Consider the following 20,787-nt stretch of genomic DNA (forward strand, 5'->3'; position numbering starts at 1 on the left):
GCGGCGGGTCCAACCCCGCCACCGACGCGGGCGACACGATGAACACCGAAGCCAAGGCCCGGAACGGGTTCGGCTCAGAGTTTGAGGAGACGGCCGTCGAATCCGGCACGCAGAAGGCGCTCATAGGCGGCAAGGACGTCCTCTGGTACCCCCTGCTCGATGGCGAACCCGAACTTCGGGTACTCGATCACCCGCTGCAGGTCGCCGACGAGCATGTCCACGACGAGTTTCTCGTCGCCGATGGCCTTCACATAGTCGTCGAGGAGCAGCGGCTCGGAAGCGCACACGACGTCGACCTCGGGCCACACCTTGCGGCATGTGGCATAAGCACGACGCTCCATGTACGGCTTGGAGATCAGGAGCAGTGAGTCGACTTCGACACCGGCCTCGGACAGTATCTCGCGCGAGAAGGTGACGTTCTGGCCCGTGTTCCCCGCGTTGGGCTCGATCAGGATCGTTTCGTCGGGCACGCCCAGCGCGAGCGCATGCTCTCGATAGTGAACCGCCTCACCGCGGGGGAAACGGGCTGCCGTCGTCGGGCTGTTCCCCCCGCTGAACACGATCACCCGGAACAGACCAGCGCGATAAAGGTCAGCTGCGGTGGTCGCGACGCCGAGATCGTGGCTGCCCAAGCCGATCGCCGCCGAGCAGGGGCGGGGCTCATGCCCCATTTGGTGATAGTTCCAAATCAACCTTGCGTCGTCCCACTGCGTGTCGGTGATGTGGAAACGCTGCTCACGGTCAGGCACGCAGACTCCTTGTTTCATGCTCGCTGGCCACCTAAGTCGACAGCGCGGCTGAGGGATCACCGAACGACCGCCGGATACCCTCGATGCTGCGAAGCTGGTGGCTGAGCCCATATTGCCTCGCCACTTGTGCCGCGCCGTCGAGGACGGATCGCCCATCATCTCGGGTGGCGGGGTCCGACAGAAGGATGTGCCCGTGCGCGGTGTCGAGCCGCACTCGCTGCATCGGCGTTTCTACGATCCCAGTCGAACGCGCGATGTCGATGTTGTGGAGTGCCCGGGTAAGGTCACCGCTCCCTCGGTAGGCGAGAGCGACCTTCTGGTGAGCGACAGACCAGTCGTCGGGTTCCGCGAGATCCTCGAAGCCGCGAGTCGCCTCCATCATCGCCTTGACCGCGTACTCGTTCTCGCCGTACTTGCTCAGCGCCGTCCCTATCCATAGCCGGGCTCGCGCCCGATCGCGCGCGCTGAGCCGGTCGTCGGTCGCCAATCGCTCGTAATGCCGGGCGGAGATTTCCAGGTTTCCGGACATCTCGTCGATCACAGCGAGTGACAACTCGGTCTGGGCGACCCGCCGGGGAATGGCGAGCTCGCTGAACAGGCCGTGTGCAGCCTTGTAGGAATGCTGCGCCGAGAGAGGACCGAGGGTCACCCCTTGGTCCCGTCGCAAATCGCCAAGGAGTACGAGCGACCGGCCATAGAGGTACCGACCCCTGTCATCGAGAGCACGCGGGTCGTCTCTATCGAGCCAGCGGTTCAACAAAATTGAGGCGAACGAGAAGTCTTGACGGCCAAGACACACGAGGACGCGGTCAATGTCCTCCGCCCACGTCTCGTAGTCCGCTGCGCAGACGGGGTCGGCATACGCGAATCTGTCCGCGAGATCGGAAAGCAGCGTCTCGAATCGCACTCGCGCTGCCGTATCGGCTCGCGCGAGAGCAGTGTCGAGGATCGCCTGCGTATCTGGCCGCGGACGGGTGTGCGGGCCGAGCTTCTCCCATTTCGCGACTGTGCGCAGTGCGACACCCAGGTGTTCAGCGAACGTGCGTGTGCTCATCCGGAGCGCTGCGCGCAGGGCGCTTGCTTCGCGGCCGGTCCACTGCTGCACGCCGATCACGGGCTGCCTCCCTCAGGTTACATGGAAGCACGCTGCGTGATGGCTGCGGCCGGGAAGTGCAACAGAAGTACAACGCCCGGTCATTTCGCGGCCGTCAGTTCGAAACGACGCTTGGTCCATGGAACTCGCCAGAGGGCCATCGGCCCACGCGCAGTGCGCCGGTCGTCCGAACAGCCTCCGGTCGGTTCCAGTGGACAACCCGAGATCGCCGTAAGGAGGAGATGCACGGATGGAAACGTTCGAAAGCGCCCGTCTTGACGCCTACTTCGGACGCATCGCCGCGCGTTTCGCACCTCAGGAGCGCCCAGCATCGTTCTTGATCACGCACTTACTGCCGGAGCGGCCGGCGTTCGTACGGGGCGTGGCGCGTGTGACCGATCTGCGGGTCGTGCTGCCCAAACCGAAGTCCGTACAAGCCGGGGCGCGGCGCCAAGTTGAGGCCGACGGACATCCGTGCGACGGGCTGACGCGCGAGATGTTCGCCGATTCCAACCGCGCCGTGCGCTATGTGGAGACCCGCGCTGCTGGCCGCACAACCGTGCTGCTCGACGTGGGCGGGTACTTCGCCCCGGCTCTGAGCGCGCTGAGCGATCGCTTCTCAGGCCATGTCCTGGGTGTGGTGGAGGACACCGAAAATGGACATAGGCGGTACGCCGAACTGAACAAACTTCCCTGCCCCGTCGTCTCTGTGGCCCGTTCACCGCTCAAAGCTCCTGAGGACTTCCTCGTCGGGCAGTCAGTCGTGTTTTCCACCGAGGCGCTTATGCGCGGCCGCGGCGACATACTGCACGGACGTACCGCACTCGTGATCGGCTTCGGCAGGTTGGGTAGTTCCATCGCCCATCTCCTGCATGCAAAAGGCGTACGAGTGATCATCTTCGATATCGACCCCGTGCGGCGCACACAGGCCCTATCGCGAAGTTTCACCGTGGTCCGTGACCGGGCCGGCGGCCTGGAGCACGCCGGTCTCGTGCTGTGTGCCACCGGCTCGCTGTCGCTGCGCGGCGAGGACTTCCCACGGCTGCGAAATGGTGCATACGTGGCAACCGTGACCAGCAGTGAGGACGAGCTTGAACTCGATGACCTACCGGAAGTTTACGAGCGGGTTCACGTTGACAAGCACGTCACCAGGTACCTGACCGCTGGCCACTATTTCTACCTGCTCAATGGCGGAAATGCCGTGAACTTCCTGCACGGCGCCAGTGTGGGACCGTTCATCTTCCTCGTTCAGGCGGAGATACTGGCTGCTTCTGCCATGCTCGCCCGCGGCGAACTGGACCCCGGTATACACGAGGTCAGCCCGTCCGATCGCGCAGCCATCGCCACGACGTGGCTAGACCACTTCCACCAATAAGGACAAAAGCCTGTGCCCATTACAACCGCGCACCTCCGCGAGACCCTCGTCGCCTACCTCGACGCCCACCCCGAGGAGAATGGCCTGCTCGAACCGGTCGTCAGCCTCATCGACGCAGGAGCCGACCTCACCTCACGCAAAGAGTTCCGGGGACATGCCACGGCAGGGGCGCTTCTTGTCAACCCCGACGGCCGCGTGCTCCACATTCACCATCTCACCCTCGACCGCTGGTTGTTGCCGGGCGGGCACCTTGAGGTCGATGACGTACGGCTTGTCGACGCGGCGCAACGCGAGCTGACCGAAGAGACCGGAATTCCCGCCTCGGCCGTCGTTCCTGAAGGACTGCGCCCGCTCCAGATCGACGTCCACTCCATCCCGGCGAACGACGCCAAGCGCGAGCCTGAGCACCAGCACATCGACTTTCGCTTCCTCTTCCGCAGCTCTGCGGAGGTAGGTGCGCTCCAGACCGAAGAGGTCAGTGCGGCAGCGTGGCGCGACGCCGAGACGATCACGGACGAGACGCTTCGCTACCGCACCATGCGAGCTCTGTGCTGAGCGACTGTCAAACGATCAACTGGTTCGACTCGTTCACGCTGTCGGCGCGGACTCCCCCGGCCCCTTGGCGTGGTCGGCGAAGCGTGGGAAGTGCTCGTCGGGAAGGGACCGGCCCACGGTCAGGCCGAGCGGGTCGGTGACGGGGTGGGCGGGTTCGGCCGCCAGGGTCAGGTCCGCGTCCGCGTAGATGACGACATGGGCGATGCGAGGGTCGTCGGTGAAGTTGGGTGTGGCGCTGTGGGCGAGGCGTGAGTTGTGGAACGTGCAGTCGCCCGCGCGCAGGGGGACGGTGACGCGTTGTTCCCACTGCAGGTCGGGCGCCACGGTGAACATGTCGCCGTGGTCGGACAGATCCTGCGGCCGCAGGCCGTCCAGGTGCTGGGAGCCCGGAATGAACGTCATGCAGCCACGGTCGACCGGCACGTCCACCAGCGCCACCCAGGCCGAGAGGGCATGCCGTGAACCGGCGTGCGGCCAGTACGGCTGGTCCTGGTGGAACTCCGTCGCGGCTCCGTTGCGCGGCTCCTTGATCAGCAGCTGGTCGTGCCACAACCGCAGCGGGATCCCCGCCAGGCGGGTCGCGATGGCGGCCAGGTCCGGGTTCAGGGTGAGCTCGCGCAGGGTCTCGTCGTGACGCCACAGCTGGAGCAGCTGCGTGAAGATCGCCCCGTCGTGGTGGTCCCGTACGGTGTCGCGGGCGGCCAACGCCGCTTCGGCGAACCGGGCCGCGTCCGTACGGGAGATGACGCCGGGCAGGTGGACGAAACCATCCCGGCGGTACGCCGACACGACGTGCTCGGAGAGGTCGCCCGGCGTGGTGCGCGGGTTTTCGGCAGCGACAGTCATGCTCGTCTTCCTTACCTTTTCGTGGATTGCCGTCTCGACAACTGTCGCCGTCGCCTCGACCATGGGGCTAGCACGAGAGCCCGACAGGTGTAGCACGATCTTGACAGCGATCCGGCGAGGAGAGGCCCGATGCATCGCGTGCGGCTAGCGGAGATCTTCCCGCCGGGCGGGCCGCCCATCACCGCCGAACGGTACGAGCTGCGGAGCGACACCTCCGCCCACAGCCATGACTTCATCGAGCTCGCCGTCGTCACGGACGGCACCGCCACGCACGTCTCGGCCGCGGGCGAACAGCCCCTGGACCGCGGCGCGGTGACGATGCTCCGGCCGGGCGACTGGCACGGCTACCGCGACTGCCGCCGTCTGGTCGTCTACAACCTGTACGTCAGCCCGGAGGCGTTCCGGCGCGAGCTGGCGTGGATACGCGCCGCCCCGCACCTGGGCCGCATACTGCACGGGCGATCCGACCGCCCGCTGCGGCTAGACCCCGCCACGCTGCGCATCGTCGAGACCGGCCTGGCCGAAACCGCGGCTCATGCCGGACCGGTCTATGCCGTACGGGTGGGAATCCTGCTCTGCCTGCTGGGCGGCACGGCCGTCTCCGAGGACGCCACTGGTCAGGTCCACCCCGCCGTACTGGCCGCGGCGCAGCTACTGGAGAACGACATCCAGCGCGCCTGGAACCTGGACGAACTCGCAGCCACCGTGAGCGTGTCACCGCCGTACCTGACGCGTCTGTTCACCGCACAGCTCGGCGTCCCGCCCATGAACTATCTGGGCCGGCTGCGAGCGGAACGCGCCGCGGCCCTTCTCATCGAGACGGATCTGCCCGTCGCGGCGATCGGAAGACTCGTCGGCTGGCACGACCCCAACTACGCCAGCCGCCGTTTCCGGCACTTCTTCACTCTCGGCCCGGCCGCCTACCGCACCCGCTTCCGCCCCGACGGCTGACACGAACGAAGGTGGCTCTTCGAAGTTAAGCGGGGCCGGCAGCAGCGGCGCATCGTGATCGTCGTGGACGGCAAGACGCTGCGTGGCGCTCCGATGTAGCGACGGGAGGCAGGTGCACCTGCTGTCGGCGTTGGACAGCCCAGGCCAAGTACGATCTGCTGATCGCAGATATGTGCAAAAGAGGGAGATTCGGCGTAATGCACGGCGCGGTCGTGCGTTGGGACCCGGACGATCCGCACGAAGAGATGCGCGACAAGCTCGTAGGACAACACGAACGTGGCGGCGGCGTGGGCTTATTACGTTTCGCCCCCGGCCGACCGATAGGACTTGTGGTGACGGTGACGCTGCTGTGGACGAACTGGGGACCGTGGGCCCGATCCGCAGGAAGGCCAGACTGATGGCCGACGACCCCGTCGCCGAGCGGGCGCGGCTGACGTCCGAGAGCTTTCGGCTGCTCGCGCAGAAGTCGCCGGACCCGAATCGCGTCAGGGAGGTCAACCGCTGGTACCGTGCGCTGCTGCCCGAGGTCACCGTCGCGCGTTGCCCGGACAACGGCGGGCTGGTGCGCTGGCCGATCGAGGTATACGGCCTCGACGGCCGTTTCTGGAACTACGTGAGCTCCATCCGCCGCCCGCCTTCGCCTCTGCCACTCGGCTGGCTTGCCATGACCGGAGCGATGCGGCTGGCCAATCCGGTCGAGCATCCGCCGTTCGCCGTGGTCCCGGGCCCGGATGTGCCGTTCGTCGTGCCCCGGATCCTCAACAGCCGAGGCGTGCGAGCTGTTGTCGCCGAAGTGTCGGTGGGTGCGCACACCGGCTGGACGATCAGCTACTTCGGACCCAAGCCCAAAGGCGTCACGCTTGTGAATCTCTGGGGCGAGAACACGTATCCGGTGTACCGGGACGGCGTTAACCGCGGCTGGGACTGGGACCGGCCGCGGGTCTCACAGTACGACTTCGAGCTCACCGACTGGCTGCGGTCCGGCAAGTTGTTGTGGCTCGAACCCGGCGACGAGTCGGCCACGTTGCGGGAGGGGCCGGACGGGTGCCCCTTTGTGGACCTGCCCGGTCGACGCCGGATCACGGTCATCTCGAACGGCCTGGTCCAGCAGGTGGCGGCGTTCGGCAGCAATGGGGCAGGGTAGCGTTCATACGCGGCAGGTCACATCAACCGACGTACATGCTTCTCCGCTTGGTGCGGACGTTCCCGGCGGGCAAACAGCGGGCCAATCCGTTCGACGAGCAGGTCGAGTTCCTGGGCCACCAGAGCGGCCGGGCGTAGGAACGAGAAATCCGGATGATATCGACGACGACCGTGCCGACAATGATCGAGTGCAGCATACCCAGTACCCGAAGATTGCCACGACGAGCGCCGACGACATCGCCGGTCCGTGGATCGCCACCGAGAAGATCCACGGAGCACAGCTGGTCGTTGCGGCGGATGGCCATACAACGCGGGTCGGCAAGCGGAAAGCATGGCTATCCGACGACGAACCTTTCTTCGGATGGCAACTGCTGCGCGACCGGCTGTCAGCGGCGGCCGAGGCCGCGCTACCGGGGCCGGGCAGCACCGTGCGGCTCTACGGCGAACTGTATGGAGGCGCCTACCCGCATCCCGACGTCCCCCCGGCGCCAGGGGCCACCGCCGTGCAGACCGGAATCTGGTATTCCCCCGACCTACGGTTCGCGCTCTTCGACGTACTCATGCAGACAACCAGCGGCGACGAGGGTGTGTACCTGCCGTACGCACAGGTCCGCGACATCGCAGGCTCCGCCGGGCTCGACGTCGTGCCGCTGCTGCGACGCGGCCGACTGCCCGACCTCGACACGGTGTCGACAAGATTCGTCACCACCATCCCCGCGACGCTCGGGCTACCGCCCCTGCCGGACAACCTCGCCGAGGGCATCGTCATCCGCGCCGACCAGTCGCTGCCGCCCGCCAAACGATCGATCCTGAAACGCAAGATCGCCGAGTTCGACGAGCAACGCTTTGACCAGAGTCGGCCCTTCAACGCCGACGCCCCGCTCACGCCAACAGACCTGCTCGCAATCGCCGAGCACATGGTCAACCCAATACGCCTCGCCTCCGCCCGTTCCAAAGTGGGCGAAAACCAAGCCGCCATCGCCGACGAAACCGTCCTTGACCTCCTCATCGACCTCACCAACGCCTTTCCTGCCGCAATGGCGCAACTCGACCCCACGACCGAGACCGCCCTACAGGAACACATACGGCAAACCGTCCAACGGCAGTCATGCTAGGGAGGCAGCCGGGGAGGGGGCAGGCTCGCGGCCCCTCAGCGATCATCTGAGTGTCTAATCGGATGGCCACACTGAAGAGCTGTGAGTATGGCCAACGACACGACCCGCCTGCTGGGCCTGCACGACCTTGTCGCTGAGCGGGTCGAGCTGGACGCCGCTGCTCCCGGTGGTGGACCTGTCCACCGGGTCTGTGCAGGCACGATGCTGCCCGCAGTGCGGGCAGAAGGCAGTACGGGTCAAGCAATGAACCACGACCCGGCCGCGGGATTTGCTGGTCGCTGGGCGGCCGGTGCGGTTGCGCTGGCGTAAACGGCGCTGGTACTGCCCGACTGCAGCCTGTCCGCGGCAGTCGTTCACCGAGCAGGTCGACCAGGTCCCGGCCCGCGCCCGGCTGACCACCCGGCTACGGCAGGCGGCTGGGCCGGCGGTCGCTGACGCCGGCCGCACGATCGTGCAGTCGGCCCGTGATCACGGCGTCTCCTGGCCAGTCGTCGCGGACACGTTCACCACCCACGCGAACAGCGTGCTGCCGAACGAGCCGGAGCCAGTCGCGGTGCTCGGCGTCGACGAGGTCCGCCACCGGATCACGCTCACCCAGCGCGGGCATCGCGGCCGCGGCACCGACCCGGAATGGCGGATGCGTAACTGGCTGACCCGCTCGGCTGCGCGCTTCCCCGGGCAAACACGTCGACCGCAACTTCCTCGACCTGCTCGCGACCACCCCACGCCACCGCGGACACCTCAAGCCCGCTTAACTTCGAAGAGCCACGAAGGCCGGGCCCGGAAACGAGCCCGACCTTCACGAACTACCGCTCGCTACAGCTCCTCGTCGCGATCGACCCGAGCGACCTCGACGCACTCACTGGCATTCGCGTTGCTACGCGAGGACTTCCGCCAGTTCAGACCCTGCTGCTCCACGACTCCGCCACTTCCTTGATGAGATGGACCGACTCTTGCTCGCTCAGCGCGTGCTTCCGGAGGAGCTCGAACATGCGCCGGAGCCTGAACACCTCATCGGCACTCTCCACCACGTCACCGCTGATCGCATCATCTATGTGAGCAACCTCAGGCTCGCCATTATAACTGGCGATCGTGAACGAACCGGTGTATTGAGACCCGATGGTAGAACTCAGGCGAATCACCTGAATCACCACATGCTCATAACCCGCCATCTCCACTAGGTGATTGAGCTGATCGCTCATGGCCTGGGCGCCACCGACATTGCGGTGCAGCACGCTCTCGTCGATGAGTGCGACGAGGACTGGCGGATTCTCCTTCGTCAGCACTTGTTGACGTGACATGCGGACCTTGACGTGATCTTCGTTGCGCAGAATCGCTCGCGCACACTCTTCAGTTTGAAGGAGGCCGGGGACGAGGTCGAACGAGAATCGTAAGAGCAGCGTTGCCTGAGCCTCGGTCTGCGCCCATTGCCCCTGAAACTCCTGCGGCTTCTCCCCCGTGACCATGTTCTCGAGGATGTCCTGAAGAAGGCCGCCCGTGTCGAGGATGCGTTCGACATTCTTCAGCGTGTCAGGGTCGGGGATGTTACGCCCCGACTCCCATGCGGCGACGGCCGAGTCGGACACTCGGACCCGCTCTCCGATGGCACGGCGACTCAGCTTCGGGACCTGCTGCTCTCGGGCGATGCGAAGCCGCCGCCCGAAGAACTCTCTTCCTGTCATGCGTGCTGACATCGAGATTCACACCCTCTCGCGCTCGTCCTTTACCTACCTCGCACTTGTCATTCGTGCGCACCGGAGCACTTCACAGGCTATTGGAGGCACGCCATTCTTTGCAAAGAAACACCGGCAATCAGATAAGGCGAAAATACCCCATGAACGACAATTCCGATAATGAAAGCCGTCTGGTCCGCGCCGGGCTGGTTCCGTACATCGTCCGCTGGAGTGGCGAGCGGCCGGTCCGGACGCCGGTGGTGACGAAAGGCCGTTCCGGCATCGGCTATCCGAGTGAGCGGCCCGGCGACCGCGACGAACGCGGGGTGCTGTGGAGCCGCTACGTCCACGCGCCGGGCGAGGGCGTGCCCGAGTTCGGCGGGGTGCACCCGTACCGGCAGCGTCACGCCATGCGACACCTGCTCTGCCAGGTCTGCGGCGAACCGGCCGACCGGGACGAACGAGGCGTCCTCTGGCTCGTGGGCGACGCCGGGCGCGGCTGGTCCGACGAGGACGTCACCGGCCATCCCCCGGTCTGCCTACGCTGCGCGGGAACGTCACGCCGCGCCTGCCCGTACCTGCGGAGCCGCGGCGCGCTGGCACTGCGGGTCCGCGACGCCCCACTCGTCGCCGTGTCCGGCACCCTGTACGAACCCCGCGGCCGGAGTCTCATCTGCCTGGGACCGGCCACCCTCGCCTACGACGACCCACGCGTCAGATACCTGAAGGCCGCCCAGCTCATGCGCGCACTCCACGACTGGACGGTCGTGAACCCGGACCGGCGTTCGACGACGTGACCGCTTCCGCCGGGCCTTCCGGCCCGGAGCCATAGGCAATCTTGAACAGTTAGGCCGGATCGGCGATGTAGTCGCAGCAGATCCGCAGCTCGAGCCCGTGGCCGCGGTGCGTGGAAGGCGGAGATCACGCACTGCCCGGCTCATCGGTCATCCACCCGTCATCGCCAGCCACGTCGGGCGCCCCCGTCCGCGGCAAAGACGGCGGGCGTGGCGTCACCTTCTACGGCGTCATCACCAGATGACGGGCAGGGCACCGGGCTCGTCAGTGTCTGGCCGTGCTTCCATCGCACGTTCGCGGAGGGGACTCCCACCCGGAGGCCGGGCAGTCGCCGCAGCAGCAACCGCATCGCGGTACGGACCTCGAGCCCGCCGAGGTGCACGCTGACGCAGTAATGCATGCCGTACCCGAAGGCAAGGTGAGGGTTCGGGTGGCGTGCGAAATCCATTCGCTCCGGCTCGGGGAAGACCCGGGGATCGCGATTCGCCGCGTCGTGGGACGGTATCACCGACCCTTTTTCATCCTCGGGTGACCTCGTAGTTCTGTAGGCGGCGCTGGCCTTAACGAGGCAGCACCAGCGCTTGTCGCCCCGAAATGAGCAGCCGTCATGCCGACCCGATTGCCTTGCGGTGGCGGCGGACGATCTAGAACGGCACGCGAAGCCGACCGGACGGTGTGGGTTGTGATGATCAACGGTCAGTGTTTGGCGGCGTTCCTCATGGTGTCGTTGAGTGGGTTGTCTGCGTGTGCTTGGGCCAGGTGGGCGCGGTGGCGCGCCAGTGCTTTTCTGCGGCACGGAGGATGTCGTTGCCGAGTTGTTCGAGGAATCAGCCTGCGGTGGCGAGCCGGGTTCCGACAGCGGTGTCGGTTCCGAAGATGTCGGCGCCGCGCAGGGCGGTGGCGGCGAGTTGCTGGTTGGCGCGGACGCCGACCACCGCGGAGCGAAGGCCCGCGCTTTCGTCGAGGAAGTACCTGTGGCGCCGGCTCTGGCTGTCGCGGTCTCGGCGGATCAGCCCGTGCTGTTGTAGCAGGCCGACCGCGTGCGAGATTGTCGCCGCGCTGACCTGCAGGTACTGCGCCAGTTCGGCGGCGGTGTGGCTGCCGGTCTCGGAGGTGAACAGACAGGCCATTACGCTCGCGGCGGTGCGCGGCATGCCGGTCTCGATGATGGCCGCGGTGAGGTCTGCGATGAATGTGGCCGCCGCGTCGGGGTCGGGGCCGCTGCGCTCGCCGGCCCGTCGCGCGGCTGCCGGCGGGCGGGGGCTGCGTCGGCCGCGGTGGAGGGTGGCGAGCTGGGCCAGGTCCGCGCGGTAGCGGCCTGGCCCGCCGTTGCGCGCGACCTCGCGGCTCACCGTCGAGGTGGGACGGCCCAGGCGGCGGGCGATCCCGGCGTAGTCCAGGCCCTGCGCCAAGCCTTCGGCGATCTGCTGCCGGTCGACTCTGGTCAGCCTGCGTCCTGGCATCCGGCCGGCTCCTCGGCTTCGGTTGTCTGGACACCAGTATGCGAGCCAGTCGCCGGCCGTTGCAACGAGTGGCCTCAATGTTGCATTATCCGGCATCGTCATTGCAATCACCCATAGTGGCACTGAACAGCGAAGACGCTGTGAATCCGGGAGAGGCGTCGTTGACCGGTGTTTCGCGGCTTACCTAACCTTCGGATCCGGTAGCCGAACGACAGCACCCGGACGGGGCCGGACACCCTGGAACCGTTTTACTACGCGAAAAGCCGATATCGCAGAATGACCGCGCTTGCGGCGGCCTGGTGAGGAGCGATGACATGCGCGCCAAAGGCATCAATTACGACACCGGCTTCACTCCCGGTGGGCGGAGTTCGCGGCCCGTCTTCGACGCTGAGGCCGTGCGGCGGGAGATCCGGGTCATCGCCGACGATCTGCACTGCGATGCCGTGCGGATCACCGGCGGCGACCCCGCGCGGCTGGCGCTCGCCGCCGAGCACGCCGCCGACGCCGGACTGGAGGTCTGGTTCTCCCCGTTCCCCTGCGAACTGTCCGCAAGGGAGCTGGTGCCCTACTTCGCCGACTGCGCGGACCGCGCCCAGGAAGTAGGAGCGGATGTCCTCGTCGCGGGTTGTGAGTTGAGCCTGTTCGCCGCCGGTTTCCTCCCTGGAGACGACACCTTCGCCAGGATCAATGCCGTGGCCGGCGACAACCCCGACGCGACCGAGGCAGCGGCCCGGCTCGCCGAGATCGCTGCCCGGTTGGACACCGTTCTGGCCGACGTCGCGGCGACGGTGCGCGAACGGTTCCGCGGCAAGGTCACTTACGCCGCCGGAACGTGGGAACAGATCGATTGGGCGCCCTTCGACATCGTGAGCGTCGACGCCTACGGCGACGCCAGCGACGCTTTCCGCCAGGGCCTGCGAGAATACCTCCGGCACGGTAAGCCGCTCGCGGCGACCGAGTTCGGCTGCTGCACGTACCGGGGCGCGGCTGAGCGCGGCGGTTTCGGCTGGGCCATCGTCGACTACGAAGCCGATCCGCCTCGCCTTGACGGCAACTACGTCCGCGACGAGGAGGAACAGGCCCGCTATCTGCGCGAGATGATGGCAGTATTCGAGAAGGAAGGCGTGGACACCGCCTTCTGGTTCACCTTCGCCGGCTACGAGTTTCCACATCGCACGGATCCGCGTTTCGATCTCGACATGGCCTCCTACGGGGTATGCAAACTCATGCCCGACGGCAGCCTCGCCCCCAAACGGTCCTTCCACGCCATGGCCAAGGCATACGAATAAAACGCCGAAGAGCTACCGGGCGAACGCCAGATAATCAGCACGACAGGACATGGACCTTTTCTAATCCGCGGGTGAACAGAACATCGACGAGCCCATCGCCGCTCCATCCCCGGACGCCTGCGCAACTGGCGGACGAAAGCGCTTCAGCTCAACGATATTTCATTGCAAGAACCTGCGCGAGATCGGTAAGTTTACATCATGCTGCCGAGCGTCAGGGGAACCACATGACCGCGGGCCCGGTGCCGATCCTGGCCGAGGGCCTGACCAAGACGTACGGCGAGTTCACCGCCGTCGACGGCATCGACCTGGAGGTACGCCGCGGCGAGGCGTTCGGGGTGCTCGGCGCGAACGGCGCCGGCAAGTCCTCCACCATGCGGATGATCGCCTGCGTCTCGCCGGTCACCGCCGGCAGCCTGCGCATCCTCGGCCGGGACAGCGCGACCGATGGGGCCGCGATCCGGGCCCGGCTCGGCGTCGTCCCGCAGGACGACACGATCGACGGCGAGCTGACCGTACGCGAGAACCTCCTGATCTACGGCCGTTACTTCGGGCTGTCCTGGAAGGTCCTGCGCGAGCGCAGCGCACGGCTGCTGGAGTTCGCGCGGCTGGAGGACAAGGCGGGCGACGCGGTCGGGACGCTGTCCGGCGGCATGCGGCGGCGGCTCACCATCGCGCGGGCGCTCATCAACGAGCCCGAGATCGTGCTGCTCGACGAGCCCACCACCGGCCTGGACCCGCAGGCCCGTCACCTGCTCTGGGAACGCCTGTACCGGCTCAAGCAGGACGGCGTGACCCTGCTGCTCACCACGCACTACATGGACGAGGCCGAGCAACTGTGCGACCGGCTCGTGGTGATGGACGCCGGGAGAATCGTGGCGTCCGGCACCCCGGCCGAGCTGATCGCCCGCCACACGAGCCGCGAGGTGCTGGAGCTGAAGTTCGCCGCCGACGAACGGCAGGTCATGATCGACAAGTGCCGTGGCCTGGCCGAACGCATGGAAGAACTCCCGTACCGGCTGCTGCTCTACACCGACGACGGCGAGGAGACCCTGGCGGCGGTGAACGCGCGCGGCGTACGGCCGCGGACCGCGCTGATCCGGCGTTCCACGCTCGAGGACGTCTTCCTCACCCTCACCGGCCGCTCCCTGGTCGACTGATGGGCACGTCGGCACCGGCCTTCCGCGAGCTCGGCTACTGGCTGTTCCGCTACCGCCGCACCTGGCGCGGCTCGATCGTGATCAGCGTCGCCAACCCCCTGTTCTTCCTCACCGCCCTCGGGCTCGGTCTCGGCAAGCTGGTCGACCGCGACGGCGCGCTTCACGGGGAGTCCTACCTGCGGTTCATCCTGCCGGGCATGCTCGTCGCCGCGGTCATGCAGACGGCGTTCCTGGAGGCGGCCGGCCCGGTCCTGCAGAGCGTGCGGCAGCGGGGCAACTACCGCGCGGCCGCCGCCACCCCGCTCTCGCCCGAGGACATCCTGTACGGGCACCTGATGTTCTGGGCACTGCGGGCGGTGCAGAACGCCGTCCTGTTCACCGGCATCAGCGTGGTGTTCGGCGCGGTCGATCCGGCGCGCGCCCCGCTGCTCGTGCCGATCGCGTTGCTGGTCGCGGTCGCGTTCGCCACGCCGGCGGCGGCCTGGTCGGTGACCGTGACCCGGCCCTCACAGATCAGCGCCGTCTTCCGGTTCGCCGTCCTGCCGCTGTACATGTTCTCCGGCACGTTCTTCCCGGTCGAACAGCTGCCGTCGTGGCTGCGCCCGCTGGCCTGGGCGACCCCGCTGTGGCACGGCGTCGACCTCGGCCGCGCCGTCGCCCTCGGCACCGCCACACCGTTCCGCGTGCTCGTCCATGTCGGCTACCTGACCGCCATGGCCGTCGCCGGGCTGCTCGTCGCCCGCCGCAACTACCGCCGTACGCTGCACGTCTGACCTGGAGCTCCCCGTGACGGTGACCGCGAACCCGCCCGTACGGCCGCGCCACGGCCGGCCCTGGACGATGGTCGAACGCAACCTGATGATCTACCGGCACACGTGGCCGGTCATCCTCGCCGAGATCTTCGAGCCGCTGCTGTACCTGCTGGCGTTCGGCCTCGGCATCGGAGCCCTCGTCGGCCATGTTCCGGGACTGCGAGGCGACGTGCCGTACCCGGAGTTCGTGGCGCCGGCGCTGCTCGCCACCGCCGCGATGAACGGGGCGATGAACGAGACCACCTTCAACCTGTACGCCAAGCTCACCACCGACCGGACGTACGAGTCGATCCTCACCACGCCGATGTCGGTACGTTCGGTGGCGCTCGGCGAGGTGTCCTGGGCGCTGCTGCGCGGCACGCTCGTCTCGACCGCGTTCCTGGCGGTGGTGAGCGCGTTCGGCCTGGTGCACACGCCGGCGGCGCTCCTGGTCGTGCCGAGCGCGCTGCTCATCGGCTTCACGTTCGCCTCGACCGGCCTGCTCGTGGTCACGTTCCTGCGGAGCTGGCAGGACTTCCAGCTCATCCAGCTCGTGATGCTGCCGATGTTCCTGTTCGCGACGACGTTCTTCCCGCTGAACGTGTACCCGCGCCCGATCCAGGTGTTCGTCGAGGCCCTGCCGCTGTACCACGGCATCGAACTGACCCGGGCGGCCTTCCTGGGCACGACCAGCGCACACCTCGCCGTCGCGGTGGCCTACCTCGCGCTCCTCGGCACCGCCGCCCTGACGTGGGCCGTACACCGCCTCGAACGCACCCTGCGCGACTGAGCTCCTCTATCGCTGCGCAGCGGAACTCGAATCCTTCGTTGAGTCGTCCCGGCGGGAAATCGAGTGGATTGAGTGAGCCGCCGCCATTCGCCGGAGCCTCAATTACCCGGTTACATATTGAGGCAAGTAAACTGCACGACAAGGCAGGTGTATATACCACTTTGGTGGAAGATCTGTGGCGCGGTGCACGAGCGTGGCGATGACCTCGACCTCGATGACTTCTTCACGGTCAGTTGCGATAAGGCCACGGAAATAGTTCTTGGCGGGGGACGCTTCCAAGCTCTAGGCTCATCCACTCCGAGAGGGTTTCGTTGCTAGAACGATGAAAGGGCGTTTGTGTTCATCAAACGTTTTTCAGCAGCAATAGCAGCCGCAGCAACCGGCACTGTGCTACTTCTTGACATGGCGACACCTGCGTCGGCGATCGTCGGCGGCGTTCCGGCGACGACTCCATACGCGACTTCGTTGCAGAGCTTCTCGAGTACCACCTCCGGCGGAGCCGACGGTGCCGAGGCCACCGCCAACTTCGAATGCGGCGGCGTGCTGATAGCCCCGACCTGGGTCCTCACGGCGGGGCACTGCATCCCGTATACGACGGGTCAGGCTCGACTGAATTCGCTTTCCTGGAAGGAGGGTGGCGAAGCCATCCCGATCAAGGCGGTGTTCCGCGATCCGGCCTCGGACCCCACCGGCGCCCGCTTCAACAACGACGGCGGCTTGGTACAGCTGGCGGAGCCGGCTCACTCCCAACCGCTGCCGTTGGCGGCGTTCGAGCAACCGAAGACCACGCCGGGAACCCTTCAGGGCTGGGGCCTCACCTGCGACGACCTTCTCGGTGACTCAACGGACCCGTGTTGGAAGTCCAAACCGGAGCACCTGCAGGAACTGTCCATGAAGCGAGTCGACGATCACGTCTGCGATCTGTTGAGCCCGTCGGGAACCCAACTCATGGAGCCGGCCACCATGATGTGCCTGGTGCCGTCCAAGGACGGCAAGTCCGGTGCCTGTTTCGGCGATTCCGGTTCGCCGGAGTTTCTGACACTGCAGGTGCTGGACAAGGTGACCAAACGGCGACGGTCGCAGCCGGTGGTGTTCGGGATCCAGAACGCCATTATGAACGCCTCGTCGTTCAAGGACGGTTCCGGGAACCTCATACCGAACGTCTGTTCGGTGGGGCCGAACGGTGCGATCAACCGAGACGCTCTCACCAAGGTGTCACCCGAGTTGCCGTGGATCATCAACACGATCGCGGCACACGACCGTTCGGCATCGGCGTCCGTACAGCGGAATCTGATCACTCCGGGTGATCTCGCTCCGGACACGCTGGGCGCCCCGGGCAAGTGACCGAGGCGGTCCGACTGATCCCGGGCCGGTCACACTGATGGTGTCCGCGACCACGCCTCGAAATCGCGACATCGTGGCCTTGTCGGCGAAGTACGGGTCCGTCGAGCGCCGGTTTCCGGCCTGGCTTTGTCGCGGTTCGGCCGTCACGTACGGGGCGACCCGCCGGCGCTACGTGCGTCGGCGGGTCGCAGCCGGGCGGTCAGTTGTAGAAGGTCGCGCTGTGGATGTCCACCGGGTTGGCGGTGTCGCCGGTGGTCACGCCGTACACGGCCACGAAGGCCGAACCCGTTGAGACCAGGCCGGTGTAGTCGCCGATCATCCGGCCGGAGCTCGTCGACGGCGCCGTCCGCGCGTCGAACGAGCCCTCGATGTGCCGTTCGCGCCAGGACGCGGGCTTCGTGCAGTCCGCCGAGCAGGTGACCGCCCAGAAGTCGGTGGGCAGGGTGGCGGCGGAGGTGTTCTTCCGGAAGTCGTAGTACGTGACCGCCACGGTGCCGGCGGGAGACACGGCGATCGCCGGTACCGCGGCCGAACCGGTGGGCGTCCTGTCCACGCGGACCGGGCTGGACCAGGTCTTCCCGTCGTCAGTGGACCGCGCGTACGCGACGTGGAAGGTGCCGTCGGCGTCCTGGCTCTGCCAGACCGCGTTCACCACCTTGCTGTCCGGCCGGGCCGCCAGCAGCGGCAGCGTGGCGTTCCGCACCGGGTCGCCCGAGTTGTCGGGGTCCGGGATCTTGGTGCCCACGGTGAACGGGGCCGCCACGTCCAGCGTCGGCGCCGACCACGTGGCGCCGCCGTCGGTCGAGCGGATGACCTGGGTGGCGGCGGTGGTGTTGGTCTCCTGGTGCATGCCGATCAACAGCGTCCCGTCGGCCATCGGCACCAGCTCGGTGCCGATGGCGCCGCTGTTGGCCGGGAAGTCGTAGGCCTTCTTCGTGGTCCAGGTACGCCCGTCGTCGGTCGACTTCGCCAGGTAGACCGGCTGGACCCAGTCGCCGTTCGGCTGGGTGTCGACCCGGTCCCACACCGCGTAGACCACGCCCGGGTGGTACGGGTCGGCGGTGACCGCCGGTCGGTCGTTGAAGAACTCCGGGTCGTCGTCCCGCTGGAGGGTCACCGGGGCACCCCAGTGCTCACCGCCGTCGCCGGACCGCGACACCAGCATCGCCGTCACCTCGCCCGTACGCGACAGCGAGAACGACGCGGCCACCGCCGTACCGGACGGCGTGACCGTCACCCAGTGGTCCGTCGTGACGTCGTAGTCCCCGCCGTTGGCGGCGGTACCGCCGTTGCACCGGGAGAACGCGGGCTGGGCCGCCGACGGATGCCACGTCGCGCCGTTGTCGGCGGATACGGCGGTGACGGCCCCGTTGCTGCCGTACCGGTTCCACCGGTCCTGCTGGTACACCGCGACGAGGTGCCCCGGCCGCTTCGGATCCCGCGCCACCATGGGCTGGACCTCGGTGTTCGGGTTCAGCACGTAACCGTCGCCCTCGGGCAGTCCACAACCCGCCGGCAGCGCGCTGCCACCCGATACCCGCACCACGCCGGCGGGGTCAGAACCATCCGCGAACGCGGACTGAGTCACAAAGGCGCAGGCGCACAGGGTGGCCGCCGCGGCCACCACTGACCTGGAAAGTCGTTTCAACGGTGCCTTTCCTCATCCTCGATGGGGGTGTCTCCATGGGGACGCTGCCGCCCACCGGGCAGTGCGCTCCCAAAGGCGCCAAAACGGCAGAAGCGACGCTAACAGTTTCAAGATCATTAAAGAGTGTTCTTCTGCCTTCTCGGCGCGGTCATCATTGCCGCCACAATGCCTTGATCAGTCGCTGGCGCTGATCAAGGACCGGCGTCTCCCTGCGACGGCGGGTCGTCTCTGGCCGATTGCGGCCAAGGAGAGGCACCGAAGGCTGCTCGCTGACGGTGCCGATGCGAGCCGAAACCAACGGAATAATCGGCGATGCTCTCATCGCCATCGGTCCGGACCGTCCCGACTATGAGGAATGGGACTTCTGGATATCCAAGCACGAGGGAGACACCGAGTAATCGTTGATCGTCATCAGTGGCTCTCCTAGTCCCTGCCGGTGGCGATGGCGAGTGCCGCGGCCACGGTGTCGGGCAAGGTCTCGCGGACGGGGACGCCGTGGCGTCGGGCGACGTAGATCAGGTACCGGTTCCGCTCGGGGTCGGGGCAGTCGGGTGGGCAGCCGAGGACGGCTCGGCCGGTGCTGACGTCGAGGCCGAACTCGACGTTGGTGGTGAAGCCCGGCATTGTGCGCAGGTCCCGCGGGATCCAGAACAGGATCGCTGAGGCCGTGGCGCGGGCTTCGGTCTCCCAGTCGACCTGGTCGTCGTAGTGGGCGGCGCGGATGCCGTCCCGGGACTCCGGCGTGAGCACGGTCAGCGGTTCGGGCCTGGTCCATTGCGCGGCGAGTGCCTCGACGGCGGCGGGTCGCCAGGACGGCACCTCGCTGCGGCGTGGGGTGGGGCCGGCCAGGAACACGCTGGTTCCGCCCGCGGGGATGGGCTCGCGGGCCCATACGAGCGTCAGGGGCCCGGTCATCGGGTGCCTCCGGTCTGTCGGGCGGTGCGTTGGGGCGTCCAGGGCAGCGGCAGACCGTCGCCGCGCCGGCGGGGTACCACGTGCAGGTGAAGGTGGCGGACCGTCTGGGTCGCGGCCGCACCGCGGCTGGTGATGACGTTCGCGGACGCGAGTTCGCCGGCGAGCTGCGCGGCGGCCGCCATCGTGCGAGCGGAGACGGCCGGGTCGGTTCCGACGTCGGCGACGTGGGCGTGCGGGATGACCAGCGTGTGCCCGGGGGTGACGGGATGGAGCGGCCGGATCGCGATGACCTCGGGCCACTCGCGGACCACCGCGGCTGGCGCGCGTCCGGCGATGATCTCGCAGAAGACGCATTCCGCCTGTGCGGGAACGTCGTGGATGACGTCCACGGGTTCTTCCCTCCTGGGTGTGAGACGCGGCTTCTGACGCGCACGGCCGGGCCGGGAGATGCGGTGGCGGGGGCGAAGCGGGTGACCTCAGCCTCCGGTGACCTCGATCCGCAGGACCCGGCAGGGGCCGCTCACCGCCTTCGAGCCGACGAACCGGGGCGAGGGCGTCGTGACGAAATCCTCCTCATGACAGATCGGAGTGCGCACGATCAGGTCGGCGGCGCCCTCCGCGACGGCTTTGAGCTTCTCCGTGTGCCCGTTGGAAGAGCGGGAGACCACCGAGACGACCGCCGGTGCGCTGCTCTCGGGCAGCGGGCCCGCGGGACGGGCCCCCGGGACCTCGGCCGTGAGGACACGGCCGGTCTTCAGCTTCACCAGCCCCAGATAGCCGTACACGCCGGCGCAGCCACCGGTCTGCCGGGTGGAGAAGCCGACATGGAACTCGAGCGCCGGCGGCGCGCACGATGACGCACCCCGGAACCGGTCCGGGCCACATGCGTAGGCCAGGCCCGCCATCCCGATCAGGACCGCGGCGCAACCCAGCGGCGACCGTAAGTTCCTGACGTCCATCGCGCGCGCTCCTCGGCCTCGTCGGACACACCGCCCTTCACGCGGCGCCCGCCGTGATCAGGGTAGGACGGCGGGCGCGACGGGCGCACCGGGTAGGTCAGGGGGCGTCGACGATCAGGACGAGGGAGGCCGACGG

Annotated in this window: 21 protein-coding genes and 1 pseudogene; 12 read left to right on the plus strand and 10 right to left on the minus strand. The window is 67.3% G+C overall.

Annotation, left to right across the window (positions count from 1 at the left end):
• Positions 1-74 precede the first annotated feature (74 nt).
• Together ACQEV1_RS33190 and ACQEV1_RS33195 are read right to left on the minus strand one after the other, a co-directional pair.
• Positions 75-749 (minus strand): YdcF family protein, encoded by a 675-nt coding sequence (locus ACQEV1_RS33190; RefSeq protein WP_433398890.1) that lies wholly within the window; start codon positions 747-749, stop codon positions 75-77.
• A gap of 31 nt (positions 750-780) precedes the next feature.
• On the minus strand, positions 781-1,863 hold the full coding sequence (locus ACQEV1_RS33195; RefSeq protein WP_433398893.1) for a helix-turn-helix domain-containing protein: 1,083 nt from the start codon (positions 1,861-1,863) through the stop codon (positions 781-783).
• A gap of 229 nt (positions 1,864-2,092) precedes the next feature.
• On the opposite strand from ACQEV1_RS33195, the gene ACQEV1_RS33200 reads away from it, so the two are divergent.
• Positions 2,093-3,217: an NAD-binding protein gene (locus ACQEV1_RS33200; RefSeq protein ID WP_433398896.1), complete on the plus strand. Its 1,125-nt coding sequence runs from the start codon at positions 2,093-2,095 to the stop codon at positions 3,215-3,217.
• Positions 3,218-3,229: 12 nt separating this feature from the next.
• Positions 3,230-3,772 carry an NUDIX hydrolase gene (locus ACQEV1_RS33205; RefSeq protein ID WP_433398899.1) on the plus strand — a complete coding sequence of 181 codons (543 nt, stop codon included), beginning with the start codon at positions 3,230-3,232 and terminating at the stop codon, positions 3,770-3,772.
• Between the two features lie 33 nt (positions 3,773-3,805).
• Here ACQEV1_RS33205 and ACQEV1_RS33210 read toward each other — a convergent pair whose 3' ends face one another.
• Positions 3,806-4,618 (minus strand): phytanoyl-CoA dioxygenase family protein, encoded by an 813-nt coding sequence (locus tag ACQEV1_RS33210; protein ID WP_433398902.1) that lies wholly within the window; start codon positions 4,616-4,618, stop codon positions 3,806-3,808.
• A 129-nt stretch (positions 4,619-4,747) separates the two neighbouring features.
• Here ACQEV1_RS33210 and ACQEV1_RS33215 point away from each other — a divergent pair, with 129 nt between their 5' ends.
• The 4 genes and pseudogenes from ACQEV1_RS33215 to ACQEV1_RS33230 all read left to right on the plus strand — a co-directional run.
• A complete protein-coding gene (locus ACQEV1_RS33215; RefSeq protein WP_433398905.1) occupies positions 4,748-5,569 on the plus strand; it encodes a helix-turn-helix domain-containing protein in 822 nt (273 codons plus the stop codon).
• Positions 5,570-5,918: 349 nt separating this feature from the next.
• On the plus strand, positions 5,919-6,713 hold the full coding sequence (locus tag ACQEV1_RS33220) for a hypothetical protein (RefSeq protein WP_433398908.1): 795 nt from the start codon (positions 5,919-5,921) through the stop codon (positions 6,711-6,713).
• 187 nt (positions 6,714-6,900) lie between these two features.
• Positions 6,901-7,827 carry an RNA ligase family protein gene (locus tag ACQEV1_RS33225; RefSeq protein WP_433398911.1) on the plus strand — a complete coding sequence of 309 codons (927 nt, stop codon included), beginning with the start codon at positions 6,901-6,903 and terminating at the stop codon, positions 7,825-7,827.
• A gap of 262 nt (positions 7,828-8,089) precedes the next feature.
• Positions 8,090-8,146 (plus strand): annotated as a pseudogene (locus tag ACQEV1_RS33230) (hypothetical protein); the annotation flags it as partial.
• Between the two features lie 497 nt (positions 8,147-8,643).
• Here ACQEV1_RS33230 and ACQEV1_RS33235 read toward each other — a convergent pair.
• Entirely contained in the window at positions 8,644-8,745 is a 102-nt protein-coding gene (locus tag ACQEV1_RS33235) for a DUF397 domain-containing protein (RefSeq protein WP_433398914.1), read from the minus strand.
• Entirely contained in the window at positions 8,727-9,521 is a 795-nt protein-coding gene (locus ACQEV1_RS33240) for a helix-turn-helix domain-containing protein (RefSeq protein ID WP_433398917.1), read from the minus strand. The genes ACQEV1_RS33235 and ACQEV1_RS33240 overlap by 19 nt, the downstream gene beginning before the upstream one ends.
• Before the next feature lie 140 nt (positions 9,522-9,661).
• On the opposite strand from ACQEV1_RS33240, the gene ACQEV1_RS33245 reads away from it, so the two are divergent.
• Entirely contained in the window at positions 9,662-10,297 is a 636-nt protein-coding gene (locus ACQEV1_RS33245; protein ID WP_433398920.1) for a hypothetical protein, read from the plus strand.
• A gap of 825 nt (positions 10,298-11,122) precedes the next feature.
• Here the strand turns inward: ACQEV1_RS33245 and ACQEV1_RS33250 are convergent.
• Positions 11,123-11,758: a helix-turn-helix domain-containing protein gene (locus ACQEV1_RS33250; RefSeq protein ID WP_433398923.1), complete on the minus strand. Its 636-nt coding sequence runs from the start codon at positions 11,756-11,758 to the stop codon at positions 11,123-11,125.
• 314 nt (positions 11,759-12,072) lie between these two features.
• Between ACQEV1_RS33250 and ACQEV1_RS33255 the strand changes: the two genes are divergently transcribed.
• The 5 genes from ACQEV1_RS33255 to ACQEV1_RS33275 all read left to right on the plus strand — a co-directional run bounded on the left by ACQEV1_RS33255 (position 12,073) and on the right by ACQEV1_RS33275 (position 17,129).
• Complete coding sequence (locus ACQEV1_RS33255) at positions 12,073-13,047, plus strand: hypothetical protein (RefSeq protein WP_433398926.1); 975 nt, start codon at positions 12,073-12,075, stop codon at positions 13,045-13,047.
• Between the two features lie 224 nt (positions 13,048-13,271).
• Positions 13,272-14,204, plus strand: coding sequence for an ABC transporter ATP-binding protein (locus ACQEV1_RS33260; RefSeq protein WP_433398929.1), 933 nt, complete (start codon positions 13,272-13,274; stop codon positions 14,202-14,204).
• Positions 14,204-14,977, plus strand: coding sequence for an ABC transporter permease (locus tag ACQEV1_RS33265; protein ID WP_433398932.1), 774 nt, complete (start codon positions 14,204-14,206; stop codon positions 14,975-14,977). The genes ACQEV1_RS33260 and ACQEV1_RS33265 overlap by 1 nt, the downstream gene beginning before the upstream one ends.
• Before the next feature lie 13 nt (positions 14,978-14,990).
• A complete protein-coding gene (locus ACQEV1_RS33270; RefSeq protein ID WP_433398935.1) occupies positions 14,991-15,785 on the plus strand; it encodes an ABC transporter permease in 795 nt (264 codons plus the stop codon).
• A 402-nt stretch (positions 15,786-16,187) separates the two neighbouring features.
• Entirely contained in the window at positions 16,188-17,129 is a 942-nt protein-coding gene (locus ACQEV1_RS33275) for a S1 family peptidase (protein WP_433398938.1), read from the plus strand.
• Positions 17,130-17,328: 199 nt separating this feature from the next.
• Here ACQEV1_RS33275 and ACQEV1_RS33280 read toward each other — a convergent pair whose 3' ends face one another.
• The 4 genes from ACQEV1_RS33280 to ACQEV1_RS33295 all read right to left on the minus strand — a co-directional run bounded on the left by ACQEV1_RS33280 (position 17,329) and on the right by ACQEV1_RS33295 (position 20,651).
• On the minus strand, positions 17,329-18,675 hold the full coding sequence (locus tag ACQEV1_RS33280) for a sialidase family protein (RefSeq protein WP_433398941.1): 1,347 nt from the start codon (positions 18,673-18,675) through the stop codon (positions 17,329-17,331).
• A 525-nt stretch (positions 18,676-19,200) separates the two neighbouring features.
• The gene (locus ACQEV1_RS33285; protein WP_433398944.1) at positions 19,201-19,692 is read right to left on the minus strand and encodes a nucleoside 2-deoxyribosyltransferase domain-containing protein; all 492 of its coding nucleotides are present in this window, start codon (positions 19,690-19,692) and stop codon (positions 19,201-19,203) included.
• Positions 19,689-20,081 (minus strand): HIT family protein, encoded by a 393-nt coding sequence (locus ACQEV1_RS33290; RefSeq protein WP_285630251.1) that lies wholly within the window; start codon positions 20,079-20,081, stop codon positions 19,689-19,691. The genes ACQEV1_RS33285 and ACQEV1_RS33290 overlap by 4 nt, the downstream gene beginning before the upstream one ends.
• 87 nt (positions 20,082-20,168) lie before the next feature.
• On the minus strand, positions 20,169-20,651 hold the full coding sequence (locus tag ACQEV1_RS33295) for a hypothetical protein (protein WP_433398948.1): 483 nt from the start codon (positions 20,649-20,651) through the stop codon (positions 20,169-20,171).
• Between the last annotated feature and the right edge of the window lie 136 nt (positions 20,652-20,787).

The sequence above is a fragment of the Actinoallomurus sp. CA-142502 genome (assembly GCF_050936355.1).
Taxonomy (GTDB): Bacteria; Actinomycetota; Actinomycetes; order Streptosporangiales; family Streptosporangiaceae; genus Actinoallomurus; species Actinoallomurus iriomotensis.